The following is a 26,472-nucleotide window of genomic DNA, read 5'->3' on the forward strand; positions in this document are numbered from 1 at the left end:
AGGGTCGGTTCATGACGCACGCTGAAGAGCCCGTCGACCATTCCGGCTCCCGCATCGACCACCTGAACATCGCGGTGCCCGACCTCAAGTCCGCGGTGGCCTTCTACGAGCCGGTGCTCGCCGCCATCGGGATCACCAAGATGCTGGAGATCCCAGCGGGCCACACGCAGGGACAACTCGCCATGACCGGCTTCGGCTGGCCCGATCGCAAGCCCTACTTCTGGCTGGTGGACAACGGCACGGTAGGCACCGGCATGCACCTGGCGTTCACGGTCGACACCCGTGACGACGTCGAGGTCTTCTACCGCGCCGCGCTGACCGCGGGGGCGACACCGGTGCACGAGCCCGCCGTCCACCCCGAGTACCACGACGACTACTTCGGGGCGTTCGTGCTCGACCCGTACGACATCAGCCTTGAGGCGGTGTGCCACCGAGCGGTGCGCTGATCCGGTCGCGTGGGCGGTACTGCCCGAAGGGGACGGCAGTACCGCCCGCGCGGGCACCCGTCGAGGCAAGCCGGAGTGGGGGTCTTCGGCGACACTGGGGGGAGTCGGGGCTCGGCGTAGGGAGAGTGCGATGCCCAGAACACTCGACACCACGCATGACGAGCCGCGCGGTGCGCGCCCGGCGGTCCAGGCCCGGGAGAACCTGCGGCCGGACCTGAAGGCCGCCCTGATGCTGCAGCGGACCGCGGGCAACCGGGCGACGAGCCGGTTGCTCGACGCCCGTGCCGTCGGCGGTGGGGTCGAGGGTGGGGAATTGGTGGACAACCGGTCGGGCGCACCGGCCACGCCGACGGTGCAGCGGGACAGTCCCGAGGACGTGACCGTGGCGTTCGGTGGGCAGGTGCGCAGCGCGTCGACCCCGGCGGGGATGGTGGACCGGATCGCGCCGGGGCGGTCGGTGCCATTGGCGTTCACCGTGGCCAACTGGCACACCCCGATGGCCCCGATCACGCTCAGCGTCGCCAACGTCGGCGCGGGCGGGGTCGCGACGGTCAACGGCGGCGCCACCGCCCAGGTCCAGGCCAGCGGCACGGTGACCGTCGCGGGCACCGACCAGACCGCTGTCGGCCAGGGCGCGCAACTGCGGGTCACCGCCACGCTGGGTCGGCGGGTGGTCGCCCAGTCGGCGCCGTTCGCGGTGTGCGCGGTCCCCACCGACTGGACCGACACGCTGATCGGCCCGGTGACCGGCGCTCGGCGCGGCATCGAGGTCCAGGACGGCTGGTCGTCGGACGGGGGAGGCGGGCTCGCCGACCTGGCCGAGACGGAGATCTCCGAGCAGGTGCAGTACTCCGGCGGCACCGGCTGCTTCGCCGGGATCAACCGGGGGACCAACTCCGGTTACCTGCCGGGGCACCAGCTGACCACCGACACGCACGCCATCGCCACCTCGGCGCTGACCGGCGTGGGCCACCTCGTCGCCGACCAGGTGTCCACCTTCAACGAGAAGCGCACCGGCGCCACCGACGTCCCCATGGCGAACTCCGGCATGCGGGTGACCCGCGACGTGCGCGCCAAGTCCGGCGGCGGCTTCGAGATCGAGACCAGCAAGAACGGCGCCGCCACCACCGCACGCGGCTTCACCTCCGCCGCGGGTACCGCCGCCATCTCCCTCCGCCAGGACGTCTGATGCCCCACGACTTGGCCGCCACCTACCCGGACTGGCCCGCCAAAGGCCCCACCACCGACGGCTGGCGGATCAGCATCGCCACCCCCCACACCGAGTACCGGGTCGACACCCCCATCCACGTGGCCCACGCCGTGGAAGCCCTGACCCCCGGCCACACCCTCCACGTCATGGGCCCCAAACCCGTCCACGGCGAATGGGTGGACGACACCCTCGTCACCCCACCCCCCGGGGAAGACCCCCTCGTCCCACCCCTCTACGACGGCCGCGTGATCCCCTCCCCGGCCTTCGACACCAACTACGAGATCACCACCTACACCTTCACCACCCCCGGCCCCCACACCATCCAATGGCGGCTGGGCGCCCTCACCTCCAACCTCCTCACCCTCACCATCACCTAGCGCGCCGCGTCCCCGCTGCCGCAAGCTGCCCGCGAGCGCGGGCCTCGCCACTGCCTGCAGCACCGAGGCCGTCATGCCGCGCTTCACGTTCCTCGCTCCCTGCCTTCGCGAACCGCGAGCGGCACCTGCTGTACCGCGGCTTGTCCGCGCGCGGCTTCCTCGGCCACTCAACTGCGGCGTCCCCGCCGACGAAGCCCACTCGCCCTCCGAGTTCTAGGCGTTCGTCACGTCTCGACCGGCCGCCCGCCACACCCGGGTCAGTGATTCGCCCCGCGGATCGTGCTCGAACTCCCGTCGCATGACCACGCAGCGTGCACCGCATCCCCCTTTCGTGCGAACGGATTCCACTGTGGACAGTGGGAACCCGCTGCGGGGTCTCGATCGGGTGGTCGGCGCGGCGAGAAGGCTTGTCCAGGCCCGAACCGGTGAATGCTCGCCTCGGAGCTCGGCCCACGAGGGGTCGGGCCCGACCGAGGAGGTCACAGGATGAAGAAGTGGACAGTGGTGGTGCTCGCCCTCGTGTTCGCGACCGGGCTCGTCACGGCCCCGGCGGCCACGGCCGACCAAGCGGGCAGTCGCCTCAGCGGCGGGTACTGGGTGCTGCGCACCCCCGACGGCGCGGGCCTGGTCGAACGCGACGGTCTGATCGGTCTTGGTGCCCCGGGTAGAGCGACGCGGTGGCGGATCACCTACGCCGGACCCAGCGACAGCGGTCCGACGTACCTGATCATGGCCAGCAACAACCAGCGCGGCTGGGTCCTGCCAGGCGCGGCGCCGTCCACGCCGGTCCGGGTGAGCCCGATGCTGTTGCTGCCGACCGACCCGCGCACCCTCCGCTGGACGATCCACAGCACCAACCGGGGCGGCAGGCTCGAGATCACCATCAGCTCGGCCCTCAACGGCTGGCCGGTCGTGCCCAACGGCGCCTACGACCCGCGGCTGGTCGTGGTCCCGGAGACCTTCGCCCCGGTGACCTACCTCGCCACCAGGGTCGGCTGACCCCCGTCACGTCCGCCCACCCGCCGCCGATGATCTTCAGCGACGGGTTCGGGCGGGCATGGCGGGAGCGGGCATGGCGGGCATCATCATGGGACACGGATCGCACCACGGGAACGACGTGGTCACCGTGCCCGCAGGTCTGCCGCTGCGGTTCTTCACCGACGAGGGTTCGCCGCTGCTGATGGTCAACCTCCTGGAGTTGCTCAAGCGCGACTACCCCAGGACGCCCATGCACACCGCGGCACCGGGCACCACCGTGCCGAACTACCAGTACGCGCCGTTCGAGCCCTACGAGCTACGGGCCATCGCTCAAGCCGACCAGCTGGACCTGCCACGCGTCATCGTCGGCACCCCGGCCCAACGCACCACGGTGCGACTCTGCGAAGACCCCAAGGGCTGCCCTCCGGCAGGCCCCCACCGCTGCGCCGGGGTGTTCGGCAAGGCCGCGGGGTGGGCGGAACTGCTGGTGATCTCCTGCCGGATCCACGTCGGCCACCCGCAGCAGCCGACCGTCGCGCTGATGACCCCCACCGGTAGGGACACCTCGGTGTTCGACGCGCTGTTCGCCTGGGTGTCCGCCTTCGTCCCCCAGCCGACCGCCGCCCAGGACGTCACGTGGAAGGCGCTCACCGAACGCGAGCGGATCCGCCTCATCGCCTCGGACGACGAGATCCGGTTCTGGGCGGACTGCTTCGACCTGCGCACCCGCCTCGCCGCGCTCGACAAGGCAGCAGCACTCGACCTGGTCAAAGCCGCTCCCGAACCCGTCCGGTTCCGCCTGCTGCGCGACTACCCCGCGCACCGCGACCTCGCCCGTGACGGGATCGTCCTCCTGCCCGACGAGCGCCAGGCCATCGCCGCCTTCCCCCGCGCCGTGTTCGACGACCAGGTCCGCGTCTGGCTCGACCTCGAGCTGGCGGACCAGATCCGCTGGATGGCCGACCCGACCATGACCTCCTGGGCCAGCGCCTTCAACGTCCTCGAGATGTTCGACGCGGGCCTGCGCGGACCGGGCCTGCTGGCCATGCTGGGTGAACTCGACGCTGCGGGCAAGGCTTTCGCGCAGGGTGAGCCCGCCCTGGTCCAGTACCTGGCCGAGCGGAAGGCCTGACCGGGCAAGATGTGCGGGGTGGAGCACCTCGTCGACCTCGATATGCCCCCAGTTCCGCGACGTCGATGAGGCCTACGCCGCGGTCGTCGAGAAGGTCGAGGGCTTCCTCTAGGGCCTGCTCGGCGGCAGCGCGCAGAACTCGTGCCCGTCGGGGTCGGTCATGACCAGCCAATCGACGTCGCCTTGGCCGATGTCGACGCGGGTCGCGCCGAGGGTGGTGAGCCGGTCGACCTCCGCGGCGTCGGCTTCCAGGTCGAAGTGCAGCCGGTACTTGCCGGTCTTGGGGTCCAGTGGCGGGCCGCCCCAGGTGATCTTGGGGCCGCCGTGCGGGGAGCGGATCGCGGTCTCCTCGTCCTGGTCCCACACCAGCGGCCAGCCCAGCGCCGCGCTCCAGAAGTACCCGACCGCCTGCGACCCGTCGCACGCGACCGCCCCGATCAGCCCGCAGTCGGCCAGGAACCGGTTGCCCGGCTCGATCACGCAGAACTCGTTGCCCTCGGGGTCGGCGAGCACCACGTGCTCCTCGTCCGGCCCCTGACCGATGTCGATGTGCGCCCCGCCGAGCTCGACCGCCCTGGCCACCCGCCGCCGCTGGTCGTCGAGCGAGGAGCTGGTCAGGTCGAAGTGCATCTGGTTCTGCCCGACCTTCGGCCCCGCGCCCGGCACGAACCGGATCAGGAAACCTGTGTCGTCGCCGGGAACCACCGCGACCCCGCCCCTCGGGTCCTCGACCGTCGTCCAGCCCAGCAGGTCCGCCCAGAACCGGGCCAACCGGGCGGGGTCGTCGGCGTCGAAGCACAGCGCGAGCAGGCGCGAGGTCATCCCCGCATCATCGGATCCGCGCTCAAGACCCCGCAACTCGATTTCGTGCACTCTGGACGGAGATCACGGGATCAACGGCAGGGGTAAAGGAATGGTCATGGAATCGGTGCGCGCCGACGTCGTCGTTGTGGGTGCGGGTCCGACAGGGTTGATGTTGGCCAACGAGGTGGCGCTGGCCGGGGTCTGTGTTGTTGTGCTGGAACGGTTGCCCGAACGCAGCGGCCAGTCGAAGGCGTTGAATCTGCAGCCGCGCACGGCCGAGGTGTTCGATTTGCGCGGATTGATGGAATCCACGCGCGAATACGCGCTGGGCACCTGGGGTGGCGGCCACTTCGGCGGGCGGCCGTTGGGGTACGAGGGCTGGGGGACCAGGCACCCGTACCAGGTGCACATCCCGCAGGCCGGTGTCGAACGCGCGCTGGAGGAGCGGCTCGGCGAGCAGGGCGTGCAGGTCCAGTGGGGTCACGACGTGCTCGAACTGGCCCAGGACGACACGGGTGTCAACGCTGTTGTCCGCACCCCGGCCGGAGAACTGGAGGTGCGCGCCGACTACTTGGTCGGATGCGACGGTGGGCGCAGCACGATCCGCAAGCAGCTCGGCGTCGACTTCCCCGGGACGGACGCGAGCGTGTTCTCGTTCGTGGCCGACATCGTCCTCGACAAGATGCCTGCCGCGGTCCCGACCCGTCTGCGATCGGTTCGCGACGCGATCGCCAAGAGCAGCGACCGCGGTGTGGGCGGCCTGATCCCGATGGGCGAGCCCGGTCACTTCCGCCTGGTGTTCACAGATCTGACCGCCACGCCCGACGTCCAGTCGACACCGGTGTCCGAGGCCGATGTGCTGTCCGCTTTGCGGCACCTGTACGGGGAGGAGGTCGCGGTCCCCGAGGTGCGCTGGGCGTCCCGGTTCACCAACGCCACCCGCCAGGTCGCCAACTACCGGGTCGGCCGGGTGCTGCTGGCGGGCGACGCGGCGCACATCCACTTCCCCGCGGGCGGTCAGGGCCTCAACCTCGGCATCCAGGACGCGATGAACCTGGGCTGGAAGCTCGCCGCCGAGGTGCGCGGCACCGCGCCCGAAGGACTCCTCGACACCTACCACGCCGAACGCCACCCGGTGGGCGCCCGCGTCCTCGACAACACCCGGGCGCAAACCCTGCCACCGCGCCCCACCCCCGAGACCCTCGCGATGCACCGCCTGATCACCCAACTCGCCGAACTCCCCGAAGCCAACAGGTATCTCGCGGGCATGGTGTCCGGTTTGGACATCCGCTACGCCTTCGAAGGCCCTGAGCACCCCCTTCTCGGCGCTCGCCTGCCCGACATCGAGCTGACCACCGGCTGGGCCAGCGATCTCTTCCACCCGGGCCACGGCGTCCTGCTCACCACCGACGACCAGCACGCGAAGGCCGCGGCGGCGTGGTCGGACCGCGTCGTCACCGCGGTCGTGGCTGACCTCGGCGATCTCGGGGCGGCAGCTGTGCTGGTCCGCCCTGACGGCTACGTGTGTTGGCTCAGCCCACTCGACGGTGCCGCCGACTTCGACGAACTGGAGCGAACTCTCGGTGTCTGGTTCGGTCGACCGTGACTGTCCATTAAGGTCTCTTGACCTTCGTGGCCGTGAAGCTGCCGCTCGGCGTTCGCCTGCGTTGCCGTGCGGTGGAATCGCTGGTAGGGCAGCTCATCACAGATCGCTATGAACCGAACGGCCTAGCGTCGTTCGCGTACGGCGGATTGTGCCCCGATGGTCGCTGGGTGAGTGTCTAACGCACCAACCATGCAGACTGTGGGGGCTTCTCGTGGTGTTGGTTCTGGGGCTTCGCCCTCGCGGTCGATCTGTGAAGGGGACGATCGCTGGTGTATTGGCGTAGAAGAACAGTGGCGGTCCGGCGGCTCGCCGTGGGGACTGCCATCGCGCTGACGATGGGGGGATTGCTGGCGGTCGAGGCGCAGGCCGAGACCGCGGCCGGGCAGGCCGATTCGGTGACCATCAAGAAGTTCGGTGCCGCGGACCTCAAGCGGGCGTCGAAGAAGGCCAACCAGCTCGCGGCGGCGAACGTGCGGGAGCGCGGGCGGGTCAAGGAGCACCTCGGCGACGCCGTTCGGGACGGGCGCCTGGTCGACGACAGTGAGGTCAGCGTGACCGAACTGCCCGACCCGATCCAGGCGGGGAAGAACATCACCCTCGTCTGGGAGGACGAGAAAGCGCCGGAGTCGTTGCTGTACGGCCAGAACAAGCGCGCGGGCGGCGAAGGCGACTCCGTCGCGATCGAGTTGCAGATGGCCCGGCCCAAGGACGCGCCCGCGCGGGCCAAGCGCGGTCTGGAGGCCAAGGGCGGGTCCGGGTACGCGAGCGCGTTCAACATCAGCAACCTGATCGAGGGCGATCACGGGTGCTCCACCGGGTGGTTCGCGCCCCAGTACCTGGCGGAGAAGGACCACAAGATCGTGTCCTGCTTCCAGGTGCTGGAGCTGGACAAGAGCCCGGTCTGGGTCTACAACCGCTGGTCGCTGTGGACCCCGGCGGAGCCGTCGGTCGCCTGGAGCACGGTCGCGACGCTGGACTTCGACGTGCGGTCGAGGCCGTGGAAGGGCCAGGAGAGCAAGGTCAAGGAGCTCGTCGACTGGGCGCCGCGCAACGCTGACATGATCAACAAGTGCGACACGCCCAAGGAGTTCACCCTCGAGGCGACCGCGGGGCCGTTCAAGGGCTCGGCGAAGCTGACCGCCAACACGTGCCGCGAGTACATCGTGGACGTCACGGCCGGACAGGGCACCTCCAACACCATCGCGGTGAACTACATCGCCGACAGCTGGGGATCCTCGCGCGAGGGCCAGATGTACGTCGACGTGGCGGGCAAGTACGACGCGGTCGACGCGACGGTGAACGTCGAGTGGGCCGACTACAACTACATGGAGATCGGCATCTGCGACGCCGACCCGTGCTTCTTCTCCCCGGACGCGAACGAGCGTTGGGTCAAGAAGGACCCGGGCTGGAACTGATGTCGCGGGCTAGGTGTAGCTGAGTACCGGGTGGGTGTCGTGCACGCGGCACCCACCCGTTCGGGTTGTCGGAGTGGATGGGGGAGCGGTGGTCGGGGGAGTGCGGTTGAGGTCGCGTCGGGCGCTGGTGTACTTGAGTTGCCTGTTGGTGCTGGTGGTGGCGGGGATCATCACCATCCGGCTGGCCCAGGGCGACGACGCGCCCGCCGAAGCTGCTCGGAGCCAAGGAGAATCCGCTTGTAGCGCGCGGAAAACCCGCGAGCACTGCGATGAGGTCCAGCTGGACGGCCACAGCTGGCGGTACACCTATCGGCCCGCGGAGAAAGCCACCGCGGACACCGTCTTGCTGGACTTCGGTGGACCTGGTCTCTCGGCGTTGTCCGGAAGTCTTGGCCTCGCCCCGTTCCTCGAGGCCTATCCGCAGCTGTCGAAGCGCTACAACTTCTTGGTCATCGAGGAACCCTGGGTCACGCGGGATCTGCCGGACGGCTGCGACGCCGCGATGACCGAGTACTACTTGGCCTACCGCAACAGCACCGGTGGGGGCGCCGCCACGAGCAAGTCCATGGTGGACAAATGTGAACTGCGGGGAACGGGGTGGGGGTTCGACCGCGAGTCCTACGGCAGGCTGACCAAGGCGATCGCCCAGAAGCACGGCAGCGTGCTCAAAGGGTTCATCGGGCACTCCTGGGGCGCGGTCCGACTCGCCTACCTCGGCAAGGACGCCCCGGACTGGTCCATCCTCATCCGCCCGTTCCCGGTCGGTGTCGACAACGAGACGCTCGTGCAGACGCGATCCCAACTGACCGCCGCGCTGTACCCGGCGGTCGCGCAGCTGACTAGGAGCCGGATCGACACCAGGTCGCTCGAGGTGACCCAGTTCGACCAGGCGTCGGCCATCGTCGACCTCGGCTACATGCCCGGCGAGTACCTGGCCGCCGAATCCGCGGGTGTGCGCGACGGATCCGGCTTGGCGCAGATCGGCAAGCTGTCGGACGCGTTGTGGGGCCGCTACGGCACGGACTCGATCTCGCCGAGCACCCTCGCCCAATTCCAAGAGATCTGCGCCGTCGCGGGACCGGTGCCCGCGCAACCCGTGACCATCACCACCTCCGCCGACGCCCTCGCCGCCCGCTTCGCCCCGTGCGCCGGATTCACCAAGAACGGCCTCACAGCAGCGATTTCCCCGACGACCTGCGTCGTCACCTCGAAGTACGACTCCGTCGCACCCGAGAGTTTGGCCAAGTCGACGTATGGTACGTTGCCGGGCAACGTGAAGTTCGTTGACACCGACGAGAAATCGCATTCCTCGTTCGCCGGAATAGACCCGTGCCTGACCCACGTGGGCGCCGCAGGCTAGGCGACGCGCGACACCCGCCGGGCAAAGGAGAGCGGTTACGTGGCGACAGTGATCGGGGCACTGTTCCTGCTGGTCCCGTTGGCGGGCTTGGTCTACAGCGCGCGCCGGTTCCGAACCGACCCCCGTGCCTGGGCCTTCTTCGCCGCGGGCTGCGTCGCCCTCATCATCCCCTGGCTCCTGTCCCTGCTGGAAAAAGCGGGCGTCTGGCACCTGCCTCTCAGTCCCACCAACACCTTCGAGAAGACGGTCGCCGCCCTCTCCAGCACTCTTGGAGTTGTCGGCCCCGCGGGCGCCGTCCTCCTAGTGGTCGCCTTCGTACTCAAGCAATCCGCTTCTCCCTCAACTGCCCCCACCCCCGCCCGCCTGTGGCCCATCCTCACCCTCGTCGCGGCCGCCGCCGTAGCCGTGGTGGTCATCGCCATCGCCACCCCCGTCGACGACGCCACCCCCAGCCTCGTCGAGGGAACGGTGGCGAAGGTCGACCCCCAACTCGCCACCTTCGTCTTCACCCGCAACGGCCTCACCGCCGACGGGATCGGCACCACCTACCCCCTGGACAACCCCATGTGGGTAGACCACACCGGCCAGAAGCACCTCAACTCCCGCCCCGAATGCCTCACCACCCCGCTGGCCCAACCAGCCCGGGTGGAGCTCGCCCTCCTCGACATCCAAGGCAACCCACAGGCCGGTTTCGGCAACTACCGCCTCCTGCTCTCCATCCGCTGCCTCGACTGAGGAAAGGCGAGATCCGTGAGGAGCTCGGTCTACCCCGCCCCGTCGAGCGGTTGGCAGGAGCGCGGGTGGGCCGCAGGCATTAGACAGCCTGCGCTTGGAGCGTCCGCTCGACTCGTTCGGCCAGGTCACGAGCGTCGGTGAATGTCGCGTGCTCACGCGACGCTTGGCTGAGTTGTTTCAACGCATCGTTGACTCGGTCCGAGCGGACGACTCCGACCGCGGCGAGAGCATCCTCGCCGAGCGCGACGGCTTCCCTCGGGTCGCCGCACGTCATGACCAGGGCGGCGAGGTTGGCCTTGGCCAAGGCTTTGCCACGGGAGAAGCCTGCCGGGAAGCGGGCGATTGACCCTTCCAACCGGTGCCGTGCTTCCTCGTGATCACCGCCATTGAACGCCAGGTACACCATCGCTCGACCCGCATCACGCTCGAGGTGCGCTTGGTCGTAGTACGCAAGCCACGCCGGTTCGTCACCAGGCGCCGCCGCGGCGAACAAGTCCTCAGCCCTGGCAACTGCCGACCGGCAATCAACGGACCGCGCCCCACCCAACAGCCCCAGCGCCCTGGCGTGCCGGGTGTGCACGACCGCACCCACCATCGGAGTCAGGCGATCGGCCCGCACCAACGCCTCCTCCGCGAAGCTCAGCGCGTCATCCTCGCGGCCGAGGTGAACGGAGAGATTGGCCAAGCCGGTGAGCGCCTTCGCCCGCATGTCCCAGTCCCCGGCCTCGGTCGCACACCCCACGCTGAACCGAAACGCCCGCTCCGCCTGCGAGTGCAGGCCGGCGTCGAAACACACTCCCCCAGCCGTATCGGCCAGGTCGGCCACAGCCGCGAACCAACCGCCACGCACCCTTGAGCTGCCGAACGAGCTGTCCGTGAGCTCAGCCGTGGTCGCCAACTGAGTGACCACAGCGCGAACAGACAACTGCCCGCCGTACTGATGGTCCTGATCGGCGAACGCCCGGGCGAGCCCCAGCACCTGGTCAACATCACCCTGGCCGAGCAGCCTGCCACCACTCACCGCACGGGCGGCGAACTCACCCAAGGGATCAGCGAAGGCCATGCCTGCAACCGAACCAGCAAGCACACGAAGGAACACCTGCCGCTCCACGTCATCCCCTCCTTCGAGGTAGCTGGGGCTCGCACCCACCGTAGCTTCGACACGAGATGACCGCAATGAACCCGAAACAACCGCAATGCGGTCCACGGACAACTCAGGATATACATTCTGAAGAGCGATACGCCGCTGATCCGCGCCTTGGCCGTTGGCGGGGAATTGCGCGGCCTCCACGACCGTGTTCATAGTGAGCACCCCAGTCGGCTGCGCTACGCGCATGGCCCTCACTGAATGGTCATCGAGCCAGCTACCCAACTGCTGCGCCGACACGCCAAGAATGGCGGCCAACTTCGGACGAAGATACGGCAGAGGTGACGATTCACCCAACTCCCACCTCTGCACCGTGGTTCGCGCGACGCCGAGCGCGTCGGCCAACTTCTCCTGTGTGAAGCCAGCCGTCTTCCGCGCCGCGATCAGCGACGTGCGCCGTGTCACCATGCCACCAGTGTGACACAACCCCACAAACGCCATGGAGCGATATCAACGCAGTTCAGGGCCGCGGATGCGGCATCCTTGCGTCATTGATGCGGCCTTCCAGTGGCACTGTCCGCGCAGTGACCACCCAGCTGGCTCCCCACGATCTCAATTTTCACCCTTCCGGGTTAAATCTTCGCCAGGAAACCGCTGGCGGCAGCCCGTAACACGGCAACAGTGCGGCAATTTCAGGCACTCCCACGGTGGTCTACCCAGCAACGATCCGGTTCGATGACGACCAATCAATTGGACTGCCCTCCGTCAACCGAGGGCTACGAAAGGTTCCGAACATGTCGTCAACCACGATCACAACCGACGCCTACGTCACGATCAACGCCGGATGCGAGATTACATATGACGCCACTGGCACGAGCCCTGGCACCCTGCAGTTCACCTTCGGGACGCGCCTGGGTGGCTTCGAACTGACCATCGAACGAGACAGCCTCTGACGCTTCATCTCGGCCGCCGAGGACGCCCTGAAGAACATCGACCGCCGGGGCGTCCAGCCGCTCTGATCCACCTGCCAAGCGCCGCCCGGGTTGGCCGAACGCTCGAAACCGGCCAACCCGGGCAGCCGACGGCCTCCATCGCATCCGCCACTCGCGCACTATCGCGAGGCCGGTCTCAACTGAAGCGGACGCTGCATGAGCCCAACCCCCGTCGATTGGCCCGCGGTCGCCCGCTGCATCACCGAACGCCTCACCGAACTCGGCTTAACCCAACGCGAACTCGCCCTACGCTCACAGGTCTCCCAAGCCATCATCCGCGAACTGCAATACAACACCCTCCAACGCAACCGCAGCACCCGAACCCTCCAAGCCCTCTCCACCACCCTCGAACTCCACCCCCACCACCTCACCCAACTCCTCCACGGCCACACCCCACCACCCCCGCACACCGACCCCGAACCCGAAGACCCCGTGGCGCAACGACTCGCGGCGATCGAGCACCGCATGGTCGAGATGGCGGAGACGCTTGACCAGTTCCGGGTCGACCTGGCGATGATCCTGCACAACACCCGCCGCGCCTAGTACGCGCCAACCGCACAGACACCCACGGGACGCCATGACACGCACCCAACCACACCCCCACCGCAACTGGGCAGGCGTCGCGGTCACCATCCAGCACCGCATGGCCCACCTGGGCATCGACATCACCCACCTCGCCGCCACATCCCGAGTCTCAGCCACCACCATCCACGAACTGGTCCGCAACACCACCCAGCGCAACCGCCACGCCCTCACCCTCGCCCGACTCTCCCGCGCCCTCCACCTCGACCCCGACCACCTCCGCCACATCGCCACCACCCCACCAGCCATCGCCGCCGAACTCGCCGAAGCCGACCTCCCCCAACAACTCCGCGAGCACATCACCACCCTGCTCGCCAACCTCAACCACGAACTCGACCAGCTCCAGACCGAGTACCGAGCACTCAGGCGCCAAGCGGCCCCAGGCTCACAGTCGACCCACAACAGGCCCGCACCGGCTGAATGAGCAGCGAACCCAACGACTGGACAGCTCTCGCGGTCTGCTTGGAGGGCCGTCTCAGAGAACTCGGGTGGACACAGCAAGACCTCGCCCAACGAGCCCAGGTCTCCCAAGCCATCGTCCGAGAACTCCAGTACAACAGCGTCCAACGCAAGCGCAGCCCACGAACCCTCGAAGCACTCTCCACCACACTCGGCCTACACCCCGAACACCTCACCGCCCTCCTCCACGGCCGCACCCCACTCCCCCGAGCACCGCCGCCAAGCAACCCGAACCACTACGCGCCATCCACGAACAACTCACCTCCATCAACACCGAGATCGCCACCATCCGCACCGACCTCGACAACCTCCTCCACATCCTCAACCGCATGATCAAACCCAGACGGGACGTGCCCACTTCTCCGGGGAGAAGGTGATGGGTATCTCCTTGAGTGGGAAAGCCGTTCCGCAAGCAGGCCCTACGGGCCGGGACGGCGGATCCAGTTCAGCTTCTGGCATGAGGACGCTCAGCCGATCTGGTTGACCACGTGATCTCCGGCTCGGCACACCCACACCGCGAGACCCTCCCGCAGTTCGGGGTGCTGACCGACCAGGTGTCGTGGGCACACCGGCCACACGACGCGGTCGCGGGAGGCGATGAGCGACTGGACCGCGTCGGCGATGGCGACCAAGGCGGGCTCCCTGGTCACCGCCCACACCTGTTCGTGGCCAACGGTATTACCCGCCACGATCATCTCCGGGCGGTGACCGAGCGCCGACTCGGCCTGGTCGAGCACGACCGGCACGAGTTCGGCCACCAGTTCCCGCCGCCGCTGCCCAGCCAGTTCCTCGACGTACCAGGCAGGCGCGCTCCCGTGGCTGTCGAACACCGCTTCCAACCAAGGGCGCACTTGCGGGTCGTACACCTCGCTCCCGAGAACGGGTTCGAGGTCACCAACCCAGGAACTCATCTGGTCATCGCGGCCAACCAAGGATGTGCGCACCTGCCTCTCCGCCATGTCTGTGCGGCTCACCAACCCTATGCGTCGCGCGGGAGGTCGCTGAACCCCGCATGCGGCGAGGTCCGGGAGTTTGCCGCCGTCCCGGAGAGTCCGCCTGTTCCAGGTGATCCGCCCGCCGCTCGACCCGTAGGACGCTGGGCGCATCCGACGAGGGAGGTCGAGACGCATGACCGAGGAGCCAGTCGTGGCGGGGGTAGGCCAGGCCGGTGCCGGTTCGCGGCGGGGCTTGGGGGTGCTCAACGGCGTGTTGATGGTCGGGGTGGGGATCGCCGCGCTCGTGTGGCCGCGAGCTTCGCTGGGGCTCTTGGCGCTGCTGTTCGCCATCACCCTGATCGCCAACGGCGTGGTGCGGGTTCTGCAGGCGATCGCCGACGATTCGGCGTCCGGGGGCGGGCGGGTGTTGCTCGGGGTGGTCGGCGCGCTGTCACTCCTGGTTGGCTTGCTGTGCCTGCGGTCCCCGTCGCAGACCTTGACGTTGTTCGCCGTCTTGGCGGGTTCGTGGTGGCTGGTCGGCGGTGTACTGGCTGTGGTGGCCGCGCTTGGCGACCGTGGGGGCGAAGGCCGTGGGTGGTCGGTCGTATTGGGTGTGCTGAGCGCGGTCGCGGGAGCTTACGTCCTCGTGCAGCCGGAGATCTCGCTCGCGGCACTGGAGTTGGCCCTCGGAGTGGGGCTGATCGTGATCGGTGCCATTACCGGCGTCGAAGCCGTCCGTGCTCGCCCGGCGCGCGGATGACCACGGGGCACGTCGACATGGTGTCCGGAGTGTTCGCCATGGCAGTGGGGATCGTCTTGTGCTTCTTCGGTGTCCGCTCCCTGCACTTGGCGGTGGTCGCGTCCGGGCTGGCACTGGGGTGGTTGCTGGCCGAGCCGTTCGACGCGGGCCAGGGTGCCGCGCTGATCATCGCGGTCGCCGTGGCGGCACTGGCCTGGGTGTTGGTGGTTGTGGTGTTCCGAACCGGGCTGTTCTTCATCGGCGCGCTCACGGGCGCCATCATCGGGGCCAAGCTGCTCGGTCTCTTCCAGGGCACCGACATCGTGCTGGCCATCTTGTTCGCGGCCTCGACGGGGTTCCTCACCGGCCTGGCGGTTCAGCGGTACCGCCTACCGATGGTCGCTCTGGCCTGCGCACTGGGTGGCGCGGGCCTGGCGCTGAGCGGCTTGGCCTGGACATTTCCCGACGCGCTCGGCTTCCTGCGCGAACCCGCAGCGGGCTGGCAGGCCGTGGTGGCAGGCACGGCTTGGATCGCCCTTGGCGCCGTGGGATGGTCCGCTCAACGCGCTCACACCGCGCAGAACTGAGGCGTGACCCCCAAGGCGAAGTTGTCAGAGGCGGGTGAACTGCCAGGTCGAAGGGCCTTGGAGTTGGGTGAGGCCGCCGGGTTGGGTGCAGGCGTCGAGGGTGCTGGCGGTGACGACGAGTTCTTGGGTGACGGTGGCGCCGGTGAGGGTGCCGGAGGTGATGAGGCCAGTGGTGACCACAACTAGCGCGCTGCCGGTTTGGGTCGGGTGACTGGTCCAGTCCCAGTGGCTGGTGGTGGAGTTGTCCCAGTACAGGGTCTCGTCGCCGTTGCCTTCGGCCAGCAGGGAGAGGCAGGAGCGTTCGGTGTTGCCGGCGAACGGGGCGGTGAACGAGTGCAGGTTCGGGTGGGTGAGGCTGGTGCAGGTGCTGGCGGTCTCGACGCCGCTGACCGCGACGGTCTGGGTGGTGTAGCTGAGGCCGGGGGAGAAGTTGACCTCGATGTCACCGACGCAGGCCACCAGGGCCGGGGTCGCTCGGGCGGGAGTGGGTGCGATGAGGCTGAGCAGGCACAGCGACACCGCGGTGGTCGCGACACGGCGGAGTTGGGTGCGGAAGGTCATGGGTAGGGCCTCTCCAATTTGTTCTCGGTGCACCGTGCGGCCAGCCGGTGGTGAGCGGGCCGGACAAGAACGCTCAAGCTCCCCATGTAGGTGACGCCAGGACACCGCTACGGCTAAGAAGCCTAGGGCGTCGAGGTATTCGCGGTCGACAGACTGTTCGAGTGAACCCGATGCACCTGCGAATGATGTACTCCAACGAGTGGACTCGCTGACGCTGTGTTGCCGCCGGGGATGTGGTCAGCAGGCTGGGCCCGTCACCCGCTGTCCCCGCTCGAGGGGATCGCACTGTCGCGGAGGGACGATCCACTGTGTCCTCACGCGGGTGGCTTCGCGCTGAAGTACCACTGGATAGCCACGGAGTTCTACCATGCGTCGACTGTGGACCCATCGCTTGCGCCGGATCGGGCTGGTGACAGCTTGTGCGGCGGTGTTGCCCGGGGTGCTCGCGCCCGCCAGTGCCGCGAGCACCGTCGAAGGGTGCGTCACCTGGGCCGCGTACCCAGCGGACCGGCCCGCGCGCGACGACGGTCCGATACCAGCCGCCGAGGCCGCCGCGAACGAGCGGGATTTCCACGCACGAATGTCCGCACGCGGCGGCGTCGCCACTCAGGCCCCGGAAGCCACGAAGGTCTACGTCCACGTGATCGCCAAGGATGACACGCCGGAGGGCGGCAACGTCCTCGATGCGGTGATCGACAAGCAGCTGGAGGTCTTGAACGTCGACTTCGCCCCGACGGGGTTCAGCTTCGCGTTGGCGGAGATCACCCGCACGGTCAACGAGGCGTGGTTCAGCGACGCCAGCGGCGCCAACCGGCAGGAACTGACCCGAGAGCTCCGCGCGGGCGCGGCGGCAGACCTCAACCTCTACGTCGTCGGCGCCATCTCAGGTGGGAACCTGGGCTGGTCGACGATGCCCGCCGCGTACCAGGGCGACCAGTCGGGCGACGGCGTCGGGGTCCTGTTCTCCACCCTGCCCGGCGGCTCGGGCGCCCCCTTCGCCGAGGGCAGGAACGCGACCCACGGGATCGGCGGCTGGATGGGCCTGTACAACACCTTCCAAAACGGGTGCACCGCACCCGGGGACTACGTCGACGACACCCCGTACGAGGCCTCGCCAGCCTTCGGTTGCCCGACCGGCCGCGACACCTGCCCCCAACCAGGCCTGGACCCGATCCGCAACTTCATGGACTACAGCGACGACTCCTGCATGACCGAGTTCACCTCCGGCCAGACTGACCGGATGCGGCAACAAATGGCGACCTACCGCGACTTCGCCTAGACAGGCCATGCCCACCACTACCGGGGAGGAGGTGGTGGGCATGGCCTTGGAGTGGGATGTGCCGCCCCGCAAGCCGGTCCTAAGGGCCGGGGCGGCGGATCCCGCTCAGCTCTTGGGGATGAGCACGGTGTCGATCAGGTAGACCGTGGCGTTGGCGGTCTTGACGCCGCCGCAGATGACGTTGGCGTCGTTGACCTTGAGGTTGTTGCCGGAGCCGGTGACCTCGACGGTGCCCTTTTCCACGGTGGTCTGCGAGCCGACGACCGCGGTGGGCGACTTCTGGCCCGCGACGACGTGGTAGGTCAGGATCTTGGTCAGCAGGGCGTCGTCGGTCTTGAGCTTCTCGATGGTCGCCGCGTCGATCTTCTTGAAGGCGTCGTCGACCGGGGCGAAGACGGTGAACTCGCCACCGTTGAGCGTGTCGACCAGGTTCACCTTCGGGTTGAGCTTGCCTGACACCGCGGCGACCAACGTGGTCAGCAGGGGGTTGTTGCCCGCGGCGACGGCGACGGGGTCGGCGGCCATGCCGGAGACGGATCCGGCGCCGCTGGGGACGGCCTTGGCATAGTCGGCGCAGCCGGGGCCGACCAGGTCGGCGGCCGGGTCGGCCATCGCGGCCTTCGTGGTCATGGGGGCGGCGGTGGTCGTGGTCGTCATCGCGGCCGAGTTCGAGCTCGCGGCGTTGTCGCTGCTCCCGCAGGCCGCCGCGGTCAGCACGAGCGCGCCGATACCGGCGACGACGACAGCGGTGCGAATCTTGTTCTGCATGGCGCTTTGACTCCAAAGTGCTGGGTAGACGCGGTCGTGTGCCGACCGCGGGGAGGCGGGTCCTCGGCGAGTGGAGCTCAAGGCCTCGGAGGGTGATTCGGGCGGTCGAGTCGGGCGGATTGGTCGCCGCCCGATCGTGTTCGCTGGTCAGCCGAAGGTGAAGGAGAACAGGGCGACACCACTGCTCGCTGTCGCGGTGATCGCGCCCGACTGCACTGATGGGGTGGTGATGACCTCGTACGAGCGCGGTGTGCCGGACACGGAGATCGTTCGGGTGCCGGTGGGGGTGTTGACGGTGAGGGTGCCGGTGCCCGACAGGACGACGCGGACTTCCTTGGCCCGGTAGTTCAGCCGCACCCGGGCTTCGGTGCTGGTGGGGGTGATGTTCTGGGTGTCCAGCGTCCACGCGCCGTCGAGGGCGAAGGAGCCATCAGGCTGCTGCGCGGGGAAGGTGAACGCCGCGTCGCCCGCGGTGTAGCGCCCGGTTCCGGCGTAGTTGACCTGTTTGGTCGAGCCGAGGAAGGTCTCCCGGGTGATTTCGCCGGTGTTCGGCGTGGTATCGGCGGTGTCCGTCGGCGCGGGTAGGGTCACCTCGGGATCGGCTTCGCGCAACAGGTCCCGGATCATCCGCTCGGTCACGTCGTACTCGCCCTCGCCGAACTTGATGTGCCGGACGGTTCCGGTGGCGTCGATCAGGTAGTGGGCGGGCCAGTAGCGGTTGCGGTAGTTGGTCCACGTGGACAACGAGTTGTCCAGCGCGACCGGGTAGCGGATGCCGAACCCGGCGACGGCGTCGATGACGTTGCGGGGTTCCTTCTCGAACGCGTACTCGGGGGAGTGCACGCCGATCACCCGCAGCCCCGCGGCGCGGTAGGCGGAGTCCCAGGCTGTCACGTGCGGGATCGAGCGTTGGCAGTTGATGCACGAGTACGCCCAGAAGTCCAGTAGCACCACCTTCCCGCGCAGCTGGGACAACTCGACCGGATCACCGTTGACCCACTGCTGGATGCCGCGGATGTCCGGCGCGGTGCCGCAGCTCTGCAGCTCGGTGGCGCCGACGGTGCACTTGGAGAGGTCCTTGTTCTGGTCGTTGGTCAGGTTCGCGAGGTCGAGCGCGTCGCGGACGGGTTGGGAGTTGTTCACCTTGTCCTGCAACGGCGCCGTGTAGTCCGGCAGAGCGCGCTGCAACAACTGCGGCAGGTTGAACACCAACCCGACCGCGAGGGTGATCATGACGATGCCCGCGGTGATCCGGATCCCGCGCTGCCGCTTGCGGAACGCGCCGACCCGCTCGGCGACCCGGCGCCCGGCCAACGCGAACACCAACAACGGCGTGGCCGCACCGACCGCGAAGGTCGTGGTCAGCACGACCGTGTCCCACCCGATCCGCCCTGTCGACCCGGCGACCGTGATCGCGGCCAACACCGGGCCTGCGCACGGCACGTACACCGCGCCCAACGCCAAGCCCAATGCGAACCCGCCCTTGGAGGCGTCCGGATTGCGCTGCGGGATCCAGGAGAACGGCCGCTCCAACAAGTGCTCGAACCTCGGCACGATCAACCCCACACCGATCAGCACGAGCACGACCAACCCGGCCCACCGCAACACGTCCTGCGGCAAACCCAACACAGACAACAACAACGACCCGAACAGCGTCACCAGCGAGAAGCTCACCACAAGACCGGCGATCACCTGGAACGGCCGCCACTTCGACGGCGGCTTCTCCGCGACCGCCACCGCGCCCTCGGCGCGCTGCCGCGCCGACTGCGCGCCGGAGAAGAAGATCACCGGCAACACCGGCAGGATGCACGGCGAGATCCCCGTCACCGCACCACCGATCAACCCGATCAGCGCGAGCGTCAACACCGGCACCACCACCTTCGCCCGGCCCGCAGAAGGCGGGCCACGACGCTGGATTCGGCCCACCACCGCCGACGGCTTGGTCCCGTCAGCCCACCCGACGACGTTGCCCGCGCGTTCTGCGGGCGGATCGCGGCGACCCTACGGTTGGGTGATGCGGATTCTGCTCACCGGCGGTGCCGGGTTCATCGGGTCACACATCGCCGACGCCGTTCGGGCCGCAGGGCACTCGGTGGTGTTGCTGGACTGCCTGTTGCCCCAGGCACACGCGCGGGGCGAGATGCCCGCGTGGTTGGACGGGTTCGAGGTCGTGCCGGGGGATGTGCGGGACCGGTCGGCGCTGGACAAGGTGCTGGGCGGGGTTGACGTGGTGTGTCACCAGGCGGCGATGGTGGGGCACGGGGTGGACCCCTCGGACGCCCCGGACTACGCGAGCATCAACGACTTTGGGACTGCGGTGTTGTTGGCGGCGATGTACGAGCACGGGATCGGCAGGTTGGTGTTGGCCAGTTCGATGGTGGTCTACGGCGAAGGGCGCTACCACTGTGGACGGCACGGGGTCGTGACACCGGGCAGGCGTCGGGTGGAAGACATCGACGCTGGGCGGTTCGAGCCCGGTTGCCCGGTGTGTGGCGATCCGCTGGAGTCGGGGTTGGTGCCGGAGGATGCGCCGTTGGACCCGCGCAGCACTTACGCGGCCACGAAGTTGGCCCAGGAACACCTGTGTGGCGCGTGGGCGCGGCAGACCGGCGGGGACGTGTGGGCCTTGCGGTACCACAACGTCTACGGGCCCAGGATGCCGAAAGACACCCCGTACGCGGGTGTGGCATCGATCTTCCGGTCCTCTTTGGAGCGTGGTGAGGCGCCGAAGGTGATGGAAGACGGGGGACAGCGGCGGGATTTCGTGCACGTCGGCGACGTGGCGGCGGCGAACCTGGCCGCGCTCACCACACCCGCCCCCGCCGGTGAGTGCCGCCCGGTCAACATCTGCTCCGGTACTCCGCACACCGTCGGGGAGATGGCGCACGCCTTGGCCGAGGCCATGGGCGGTCCGGTGCCGGAGGTGGTGGGTGGCGCGCGGGCGGGCGATGTGCGGCACGTGGTCGCCGATCCGGCGCGGGCACGCGATGAACTCGGCTTCACCGCACAGGTTCCGTTCGCCGACGGGATGGTCGAGTTCGCCAAGGCCCCGTTGCGCGGGTGATCACCAGACGGTGAGCAGGAGGTGGTTGACCAGCAAGGCCAACAAGGCTTGCGCGGCCAACCACCCCCTGTGCTGCCCGCGCGGCAACCAGGCGCAGGCGACGACGAGCCAGGTCCCGAACGGCAGCCAGATCCGTTCCACCTCGGCCTTGCTGAGTCCGGAGATGTCGGCTACGAGTACAGCGACCAGCCCGGCGGCCACCAGCGCGACCGCGCCCCAGCCCAGTAGGCGTGGCCGGACTGCCGCCCGTCGGACCCCGGCGATCACGGCGGGCCCCAGCGCGAAGACCAGTGCGGCGAGGTTGGCCCAGACGAAGTACCAGTAGGGACGGCTCTGCGCGATGCTGCCCGCGTACAGGACCTTGGTGAGCTCGTACCCCGTCGGCCACCAGAACCCGGCGGCGGTGAACGCGGCGACCACGGCCCCCGCCCCGAGCACGGCGAACGCGACCGCGCGCCAGTTCCGCGTCACCGCGATCACGGCCACCACCACCGCGCCGCCCAACACGAGCCCGTAGGACAGGTACAGGCAGTACCCGAGTGCGAGGCCCGCCCCCACTGCCACGAGATCGGTGCGGCGGGTCGAGGCCCACGCCAGCCCGGCGACGCCCCACGCCAGGACGGCCGCGAACAGCCCGTCGGCCGAGACGCCGACCCACACCGCGCCGGGGAACAGCACCGAGAACGGCAGCACCGCGCGGGCGGTGGTCTCGTTCACCAGCGCGCGCACGGCGATCGCGACGGCGACGCAGGCCGAGGAGCCGATCAGCACGCAGAACAGGGAGGCGGCCGGTCCGCCGCCGAGCCCGATCCGGTCGAGCCAGACGAACAGGAGGAACACCCCGGGCGGGTGGGCGCCGACGTGCGTGGTCCAGGCGCCGGGTTGGTCGGTGAGGATGTGCGAGGTGAAGTCGCGCAGCATGGCCGGGATGTCGGTCACCCTGGGAACGTCGTGCAGGTACTCGTCGCGGCTGGTGAGCCTGCCCGCGAAACCCTTGCCGTAGCCGTCGGACAGGGCCAGGGCGAGGGTCCAGGCGAGCGCGGTGAGCCAGCCGACGGGCAGCAGCACCGGCCAGCGCAACCGCTCGGCCAGACCGGGCCCCCACCCGACCACGGCCACCGCGACCAGCACCGCGAACACCGTTCCCGGCCCGACGTGCGGCAGCCACTCGGCCAGCAGTGGCGGAAATGGCAGGAAAATTTTCACGCCACCACGTTTGAGCGCCCAACCGACGAATGCTGCGACAACAACTACACCCACGGTGACCGCGATGACGAGCGCGTCGAACACCGACTCCCGTCGAGATGAATGCCCTGTGGGGTAAGAGTTCGGTGAATCGGAGTGGCGCACCGGCGACAGTGTAGAGCTGGTCGGTTCACCCCGCTCAACGGAAGAAAAGGGGTTCGACGGGCAAACTCGTCCGCGATCCACTACGAATCACCCGTGTGACCGAAACAGTCGAGGTGGTCCTACCGTGCCTGAACGAGGAGGAGGCCCTGCCGACCGTGTTGCGCGCGTTGCCGGAGGGCTACACCGCCCTGGTGGTGGACAACGGCTCCACCGACGACACCGCCGCGGTGGCTCGTGAACTCGGCGCCCGGGTCGTGGCCGAACCGCGCCGCGGCTACGGCGCCGCCGTCCACGCAGGCCTGGCGAACGCCCGCGCTGATCTGGTGGCGGTCCTCGACGCCGACGGTTCGGTGCACCCGACCGAGTTGCTGACCCTCGTGCGCCTGGTGCGGGAAGGCGCGGACCTGGCCGTGGGTCGCCGGGTGAACTCACACCGGTCTGTGCAGCCGTGGCACGCCAAGGCGGGCAACGCGGTGCTGTCCGCGATGTTGCGCCGCCGAGGTGTCCCCGTGCACGACATCGCGTCCGTCCGCGTGGGCCACCGCGAGAAACTGCTCGCGCTCGGGGTTGCCGACCGCGCTTTCGGGTATCCGGTGGAATTGCTGGTGCGCGCTGCCCGATCGGGCTGGCGGATCGAGGAGGTCGACGTGCCCTACCTCCCGCGCGCGGGTGGCAAGTCCAAAGTGTCCGGTTCGGTGCTCGGCACCGTCCGGGCCGTCCGCGACCTCGGAACGGCGGTACTGCGCTCATGACCCCCAAGACCGCTCTGCTCGTGCTGGCCAAGTCACCACGGCCGGGATTCGTCAAGACCAGGCTCTGTCCACCCGCGACACCGGAACAAGCGGCCAAGGTCGCGGCCGCCGCGTTGCTCGACACCGTGCTGGCCCTGCGCGAGGTGCCCGACGCGCAGCCGGTGATCGCGCTGTCCGGTGACCTCGACGAGGCGGTCGACCGCGCCGAACTGCGGGCCGCGCTGCGGGATCTTCCGGTGATCGTCCAACGCGGGGAGACCCTGGGGGAGCGGATCACCGCCGCGCACGAGGACGTCGCCGAGTTGCTGCCCGGCGCGGACAGCCTGCAGGTCGGCATGGACACCCCGCAGATCAGCCCGGAACTGCTCGGCGCCTGTTGCCGCGCGTTGCGCTCTCACGGCACCGATGCCCTGCTCGGCCCTGCGGCCGATGGCGGCTGGTGGGTGCTCGGCCTGCGCGACCCGCGGCAAGCCAAGGTGATCATCGACGTCCCCACCTCGCGCGACGACACCGGCGAGCGGACCGCCGACGCGTTGCGCGGGCACGGGCTGCACCTCGTGGGTGCGCCCGAATTGACCGATGTGGACACCGTCGACGACGCCCGACTCGTGGCCGCTTCGGTCCCCGGTAGCCGCTTCGCCGCCGCGGTGCGGGAGTTGGTGTGACCGCCGTCGTCCCGGACGAGTTCGCCGCGGCGCTGACGGGCACGGCCACCACCCTGGAACTGTCCGATGGTCGCACCTCACCGCTGCACCCCGACCGCTGGCGGGATCGGGCTGCGGGCGCGGACCGGTGGCTGCTCGATCGCTGCCACGGCCCGACCCTGGACCTGGGCTGCGGCCCCGGCAGGCTGGTCGAGGCCCTGCTGGTGCGCGGGCTGACCGTGCTCGGGGTGGACAAGTCCGATCACGCCATCGCCCAGTGCCACGACCGCGCGGTGCCGGTGCGGCGGGCCGACATCTTCACCAGCCTGCCCGCCGAGGGCCGGTGGGACCACGTGTTGCTCGCCGACGGCAACATCGGCATCGGCGGCGACCCGGTGGCCCTGCTGCGCCGGGCCGCGGCGCTGGTGCGAGCGGGCGGAAACGTCCTGGTGGAGATCGCGCCTCGGCCCAGTGGCCTGTGGCGGGGCGCCGCCCGCTCCCGTGACCACCGCGGTGCGCTGGGCCAGTGGTTCGCCTGGGCCGAGGTCGGGGCCGACGCGATCGTCGCCGTGGCGCGCCTGGCCGGGCTCGCGGTACTGGAACAGGGCGGCGCCGCTGGGCGCGCGTTCGTCCGACTGGGCCCCGCACGTGCCCGCTGACCTGCGCGGACGCGCCACCGGCTGGCTACGGGAGCATTGGCCGTTCCCCGCCGAGCGGTGGCGCAGCCCCTTGCGCGGACCTTGGCTGACCTCGGTGTTCGGTCTTGTCCTGCTCGTGGCGCTGCCGGTCGTCGTGATCACCGGCCTGCTGTCCTACATCGCCTACGGCCCCCAGTTCGGACAGGCCATCCCCGGTGATGTCGGCTGGCTGCGCCTGCCGTTGTTCGACTGGCCCACCCAACCGTCCTGGCTCTACCGCCTCACCCAGGGACTGCACGTGGGACTGGGACTCGTCCTCGTCCCCGTTGTGCTGGCCAAGCTGTGGTCGGTGCTGCCGCGCCTGTTCTCCTGGCCGCCGGTCCGGTCCGCGGTGCACCTGCTCGAGCGGCTCTCGGTGTTGTTGCTGGTCGGGTCGATCTTGTTCGAGATCGTCACCGGCCTGCTCAACATCCAGTACGACTACGTGTTCGGGTTCAGCTTCTACACCGCGCACTACTGGGGCGCGTGGGTGTTCATCGCCGCCTTCGCCTGCCACATCGTCATCAAACTCCCCACTATGGCGAAGGTGCTTCGGTCCCGCTCCCTTCGCGCCGAACTGCGCACATCCCGCGCCGACACCCGGCCGGAGCCCGCCGATGACGGCTTGGTCGCGGTCGAACCCGCCCCCGCCACCCTCAGCAGGCGCGGCGCGCTCGGCGTCGTCACGGGCGGGTCGGTGCTCGTCGGGTTGCTCACCGCGGGGCAGACCATCGACTGGCTGCGACCGCTGGCACTGCTGCTACCACGGGGCCTCGACCCCGGTGACGGACCCAACGGCTTCCCGGTCAACCGCACGGCCACCGCCGCGGGCATCACCGACGCCGACACCGGCCCCGGCTGGACCCTGCTGCTCTCCGGCGGACCCACCCCGCTCACCCTGGACCGCGACCGCCTCGCCGCGATGCCCCAGCACACCGCCACCCTGCCCATCGCCTGCGTCGAGGGCTGGTCCACCACCCAGGACTGGACCGGCATCCGCCTCCGCGACCTGGCCACCCTCGCTGGAGTCGCGAACCCGACCAGCGCCCACGTCCGCTCGCTCGAACGCGACGGCGGCTTCAATTCCGCCACCCTGCAAGGCAACCAGGTCACCCACCCCGACGCCCTGCTCGCCTTGCGCGTCAACGGCGCCGATCTGTCCCCCGACCACGGCTATCCGGCGCGGGTGATCGTCCCCGCGCTGCCCGGCGTCCACAACACCAAGTGGGTCCGCTCGATCGAGTTCCGCCGATGACCGGCCCCCACGCCCACGGCCCCTGGCACGCCGCCGCGCTCATCGCGAGCTTCGCCGTCACCACCTACGCCGTCCTGCACATCCTCGACGACCCCAGCCTCCCCAGGATGGCGCTGTGGTTCCTCGCCGCCGCCATCGCCCACGACCTCGTCCTGTTCCCCGCCTACGCCGCCGCCGACCGCGCCATCACCAGCCTCGACACCCGGATCCCGTTGGTGAACCACATCCGGCTGCCGCTGCTCGCCTCCGGCCTGCTGTTGCTGATGTTCCTGCCCGGCATCATCCGACAGGGCGCCGACACCTTCCACACCGCCACCGGCCTCACCCAAACCCCGTTCCTGACCCGTTGGCTCCTGCTCACCGCGCTGCTGTTGACGACAAGTGCGGCCACCTACGCCGCGCGGGTCCTGCTCGCGCGCCGCGTGGTCAAACATGATCAAGCCTCACCCCGTCAGGGTCCCGCACGCCCATGATTGCGCCGCCGAGGAACCCGCGATCTTCCGCAGCCCACCCAAAGTAGGCATTCTCGCCCGCCCTCGTACGGCGCCGCCGCGGCGAATGTGGTTCTGGCACACGGTTGGCGCAATGTCCACTTCGGAGTGTGCGCTCACCGAACGGCGGATGTCGGGTCCCCGCCGACGCTGGTTCACTGCACGTGCATCCGCACCGCCCACTCGA

28 protein-coding genes are annotated in these 26,472 nt (G+C 69.1%); 21 read left to right on the forward strand and 7 right to left on the reverse strand.

All coding sequences use genetic code 11. The annotated features are described in order from the left end of the window. The first annotated feature begins 11 nt into the window (after positions 1–11). From JOD54_RS22415 to JOD54_RS22435, 5 genes are all read left to right on the forward strand, one after another. A complete protein-coding gene (locus tag JOD54_RS22415; RefSeq protein WP_204452815.1) occupies positions 12–446 on the forward strand; it encodes a VOC family protein in 435 nt (144 codons plus the stop codon). Between the two features lie 130 nt (positions 447–576). Further along, the gene (locus JOD54_RS22420; protein ID WP_204452817.1) at positions 577–1,635 is read left to right on the forward strand and encodes a hypothetical protein; all 1,059 of its coding nucleotides are present in this window, start codon (positions 577–579) and stop codon (positions 1,633–1,635) included. Then, positions 1,635–2,033: a hypothetical protein gene (locus JOD54_RS22425; RefSeq protein WP_204452819.1), complete on the forward strand. Its 399-nt coding sequence runs from the start codon at positions 1,635–1,637 to the stop codon at positions 2,031–2,033. Before JOD54_RS22420 ends, JOD54_RS22425 begins: the two co-directional genes overlap by 1 nt. A 486-nt stretch (positions 2,034–2,519) precedes the next feature. Next, positions 2,520–3,032 (forward strand): ricin-type beta-trefoil lectin domain protein, encoded by a 513-nt coding sequence (locus JOD54_RS22430; protein WP_204452822.1) that lies wholly within the window; start codon positions 2,520–2,522, stop codon positions 3,030–3,032. Positions 3,033–3,105: 73 nt separating this feature from the next. After that, positions 3,106–4,143, forward strand: a complete 1,038-nt coding sequence (locus tag JOD54_RS22435) for a putative adhesin (RefSeq protein WP_204452824.1) — start codon at positions 3,106–3,108, stop codon at positions 4,141–4,143. 108 nt (positions 4,144–4,251) lie between these two features. Here the strand turns inward: JOD54_RS22435 and JOD54_RS22440 are convergent, their stop codons facing one another. After that, entirely contained in the window at positions 4,252–4,965 is a 714-nt protein-coding gene (locus JOD54_RS22440) for a VOC family protein (protein ID WP_204452826.1), read from the reverse strand. A gap of 97 nt (positions 4,966–5,062) precedes the next feature. On the opposite strand from JOD54_RS22440, the gene JOD54_RS22445 reads away from it, so the two are divergent. The 4 genes from JOD54_RS22445 to JOD54_RS22460 all read left to right on the forward strand — a co-directional run bounded on the left by JOD54_RS22445 (position 5,063) and on the right by JOD54_RS22460 (position 10,063). Beyond that, on the forward strand, positions 5,063–6,553 hold the full coding sequence (locus JOD54_RS22445) for an FAD-dependent monooxygenase (RefSeq protein WP_204452828.1): 1,491 nt from the start codon (positions 5,063–5,065) through the stop codon (positions 6,551–6,553). Positions 6,554–6,888: 335 nt separating this feature from the next. Beyond that, the gene (locus JOD54_RS22450; protein ID WP_204452830.1) at positions 6,889–7,968 is read left to right on the forward strand and encodes a hypothetical protein; all 1,080 of its coding nucleotides are present in this window, start codon (positions 6,889–6,891) and stop codon (positions 7,966–7,968) included. Positions 7,969–8,074: 106 nt separating this feature from the next. Next, on the forward strand, positions 8,075–9,328 hold the full coding sequence (locus JOD54_RS22455) for a hypothetical protein (RefSeq protein ID WP_204452832.1): 1,254 nt from the start codon (positions 8,075–8,077) through the stop codon (positions 9,326–9,328). Between the two features lie 39 nt (positions 9,329–9,367). Then, positions 9,368–10,063: a hypothetical protein gene (locus JOD54_RS22460; RefSeq protein ID WP_204452834.1), complete on the forward strand. Its 696-nt coding sequence runs from the start codon at positions 9,368–9,370 to the stop codon at positions 10,061–10,063. Between the two features lie 79 nt (positions 10,064–10,142). Here JOD54_RS22460 and JOD54_RS22465 read toward each other — a convergent pair whose 3' ends face one another. After that, complete coding sequence (locus JOD54_RS22465; protein WP_204452836.1) at positions 10,143–11,618, reverse strand: helix-turn-helix transcriptional regulator; 1,476 nt, start codon at positions 11,616–11,618, stop codon at positions 10,143–10,145. A gap of 326 nt (positions 11,619–11,944) precedes the next feature. Here JOD54_RS22465 and JOD54_RS22470 point away from each other — a divergent pair, with 326 nt between their 5' ends. From JOD54_RS22470 to JOD54_RS22480, 3 genes are all read left to right on the forward strand, one after another. Further along, complete coding sequence (locus JOD54_RS22470) at positions 11,945–12,103, forward strand: hypothetical protein (protein ID WP_204452838.1); 159 nt, start codon at positions 11,945–11,947, stop codon at positions 12,101–12,103. Between the two features lie 195 nt (positions 12,104–12,298). Further along, positions 12,299–12,685, forward strand: coding sequence for an XRE family transcriptional regulator (locus JOD54_RS22475; RefSeq protein WP_204452840.1), 387 nt, complete (start codon positions 12,299–12,301; stop codon positions 12,683–12,685). A gap of 34 nt (positions 12,686–12,719) precedes the next feature. After that, on the forward strand, positions 12,720–13,148 hold the full coding sequence (locus JOD54_RS22480; RefSeq protein ID WP_204452842.1) for a hypothetical protein: 429 nt from the start codon (positions 12,720–12,722) through the stop codon (positions 13,146–13,148). Between the two features lie 502 nt (positions 13,149–13,650). On the opposite strand, the gene JOD54_RS22485 is transcribed toward JOD54_RS22480, so the two are convergent. Beyond that, positions 13,651–14,034 carry a hypothetical protein gene (locus JOD54_RS22485; RefSeq protein WP_204452844.1) on the reverse strand — a complete coding sequence of 128 codons (384 nt, stop codon included), beginning with the start codon at positions 14,032–14,034 and terminating at the stop codon, positions 13,651–13,653. A gap of 277 nt (positions 14,035–14,311) precedes the next feature. On the opposite strand from JOD54_RS22485, the gene JOD54_RS22490 reads away from it, so the two are divergent. Beyond that, positions 14,312–14,878 carry an HdeD family acid-resistance protein gene (locus JOD54_RS22490; protein ID WP_204452846.1) on the forward strand — a complete coding sequence of 189 codons (567 nt, stop codon included), beginning with the start codon at positions 14,312–14,314 and terminating at the stop codon, positions 14,876–14,878. After that, positions 14,875–15,444, forward strand: coding sequence for a DUF4203 domain-containing protein (locus JOD54_RS22495; RefSeq protein ID WP_204452848.1), 570 nt, complete (start codon positions 14,875–14,877; stop codon positions 15,442–15,444). Before JOD54_RS22490 ends, JOD54_RS22495 begins: the two co-directional genes overlap by 4 nt. A 24-nt stretch (positions 15,445–15,468) precedes the next feature. Here JOD54_RS22495 and JOD54_RS22500 read toward each other — a convergent pair whose 3' ends face one another. Further along, a complete protein-coding gene (locus tag JOD54_RS22500; protein WP_204452850.1) occupies positions 15,469–16,005 on the reverse strand; it encodes a hypothetical protein in 537 nt (178 codons plus the stop codon). 409 nt (positions 16,006–16,414) lie between these two features. On the opposite strand from JOD54_RS22500, the gene JOD54_RS35720 reads away from it, so the two are divergent. Next, positions 16,415–17,284 (forward strand): zinc metalloprotease, encoded by an 870-nt coding sequence (locus JOD54_RS35720; protein WP_204452852.1) that lies wholly within the window; start codon positions 16,415–16,417, stop codon positions 17,282–17,284. Positions 17,285–17,389: 105 nt separating this feature from the next. On the opposite strand, the gene JOD54_RS22510 is transcribed toward JOD54_RS35720, so the two are convergent. After that, positions 17,390–18,052, reverse strand: a complete 663-nt coding sequence (locus JOD54_RS22510) for a fasciclin domain-containing protein (RefSeq protein WP_204452854.1) — start codon at positions 18,050–18,052, stop codon at positions 17,390–17,392. A gap of 147 nt (positions 18,053–18,199) precedes the next feature. Next, the gene (locus JOD54_RS22515) at positions 18,200–19,924 is read right to left on the reverse strand and encodes a cytochrome c biogenesis protein DipZ (protein ID WP_307860210.1); all 1,725 of its coding nucleotides are present in this window, start codon (positions 19,922–19,924) and stop codon (positions 18,200–18,202) included. A 142-nt stretch (positions 19,925–20,066) separates the two neighbouring features. On the opposite strand from JOD54_RS22515, the gene JOD54_RS22520 reads away from it, so the two are divergent. Continuing rightward, the gene (locus JOD54_RS22520) at positions 20,067–21,116 is read left to right on the forward strand and encodes an NAD-dependent epimerase/dehydratase family protein (protein WP_204452857.1); all 1,050 of its coding nucleotides are present in this window, start codon (positions 20,067–20,069) and stop codon (positions 21,114–21,116) included. Here JOD54_RS22520 and JOD54_RS22525 read toward each other — a convergent pair whose 3' ends face one another. Further along, positions 21,117–22,406 (reverse strand): hypothetical protein, encoded by a 1,290-nt coding sequence (locus JOD54_RS22525; RefSeq protein ID WP_204456461.1) that lies wholly within the window; start codon positions 22,404–22,406, stop codon positions 21,117–21,119. It abuts the gene before it with no gap. A gap of 155 nt (positions 22,407–22,561) precedes the next feature. Between JOD54_RS22525 and JOD54_RS22530 the strand changes: the two genes are divergently transcribed. From JOD54_RS22530 to JOD54_RS22550, 5 genes are read left to right on the forward strand one after another with little or no spacing between them, the layout of a single operon-like run. Then, positions 22,562–23,218: a glycosyltransferase family 2 protein gene (locus JOD54_RS22530; protein ID WP_307860211.1), complete on the forward strand. Its 657-nt coding sequence runs from the start codon at positions 22,562–22,564 to the stop codon at positions 23,216–23,218. Beyond that, on the forward strand, positions 23,215–23,883 hold the full coding sequence (locus JOD54_RS22535; protein ID WP_204452859.1) for a TIGR04282 family arsenosugar biosynthesis glycosyltransferase: 669 nt from the start codon (positions 23,215–23,217) through the stop codon (positions 23,881–23,883). Before JOD54_RS22530 ends, JOD54_RS22535 begins: the two co-directional genes overlap by 4 nt. Further along, positions 23,880–24,521, forward strand: coding sequence for a class I SAM-dependent methyltransferase (locus JOD54_RS22540; protein ID WP_307860212.1), 642 nt, complete (start codon positions 23,880–23,882; stop codon positions 24,519–24,521). Before JOD54_RS22535 ends, JOD54_RS22540 begins: the two co-directional genes overlap by 4 nt. After that, entirely contained in the window at positions 24,511–25,794 is a 1,284-nt protein-coding gene (locus tag JOD54_RS22545; RefSeq protein ID WP_307860213.1) for a molybdopterin-dependent oxidoreductase, read from the forward strand. Before JOD54_RS22540 ends, JOD54_RS22545 begins: the two co-directional genes overlap by 11 nt. Further along, on the forward strand, positions 25,791–26,267 hold the full coding sequence (locus JOD54_RS22550) for a hypothetical protein (protein ID WP_204452861.1): 477 nt from the start codon (positions 25,791–25,793) through the stop codon (positions 26,265–26,267). The genes JOD54_RS22545 and JOD54_RS22550 overlap by 4 nt, the downstream gene beginning before the upstream one ends. Positions 26,268–26,472 lie beyond the last annotated feature (205 nt).

The organism is Actinokineospora baliensis (genome assembly GCF_016907695.1).
GTDB classification, from domain to species: domain Bacteria; phylum Actinomycetota; class Actinomycetes; order Mycobacteriales; family Pseudonocardiaceae; genus Actinokineospora; species Actinokineospora baliensis.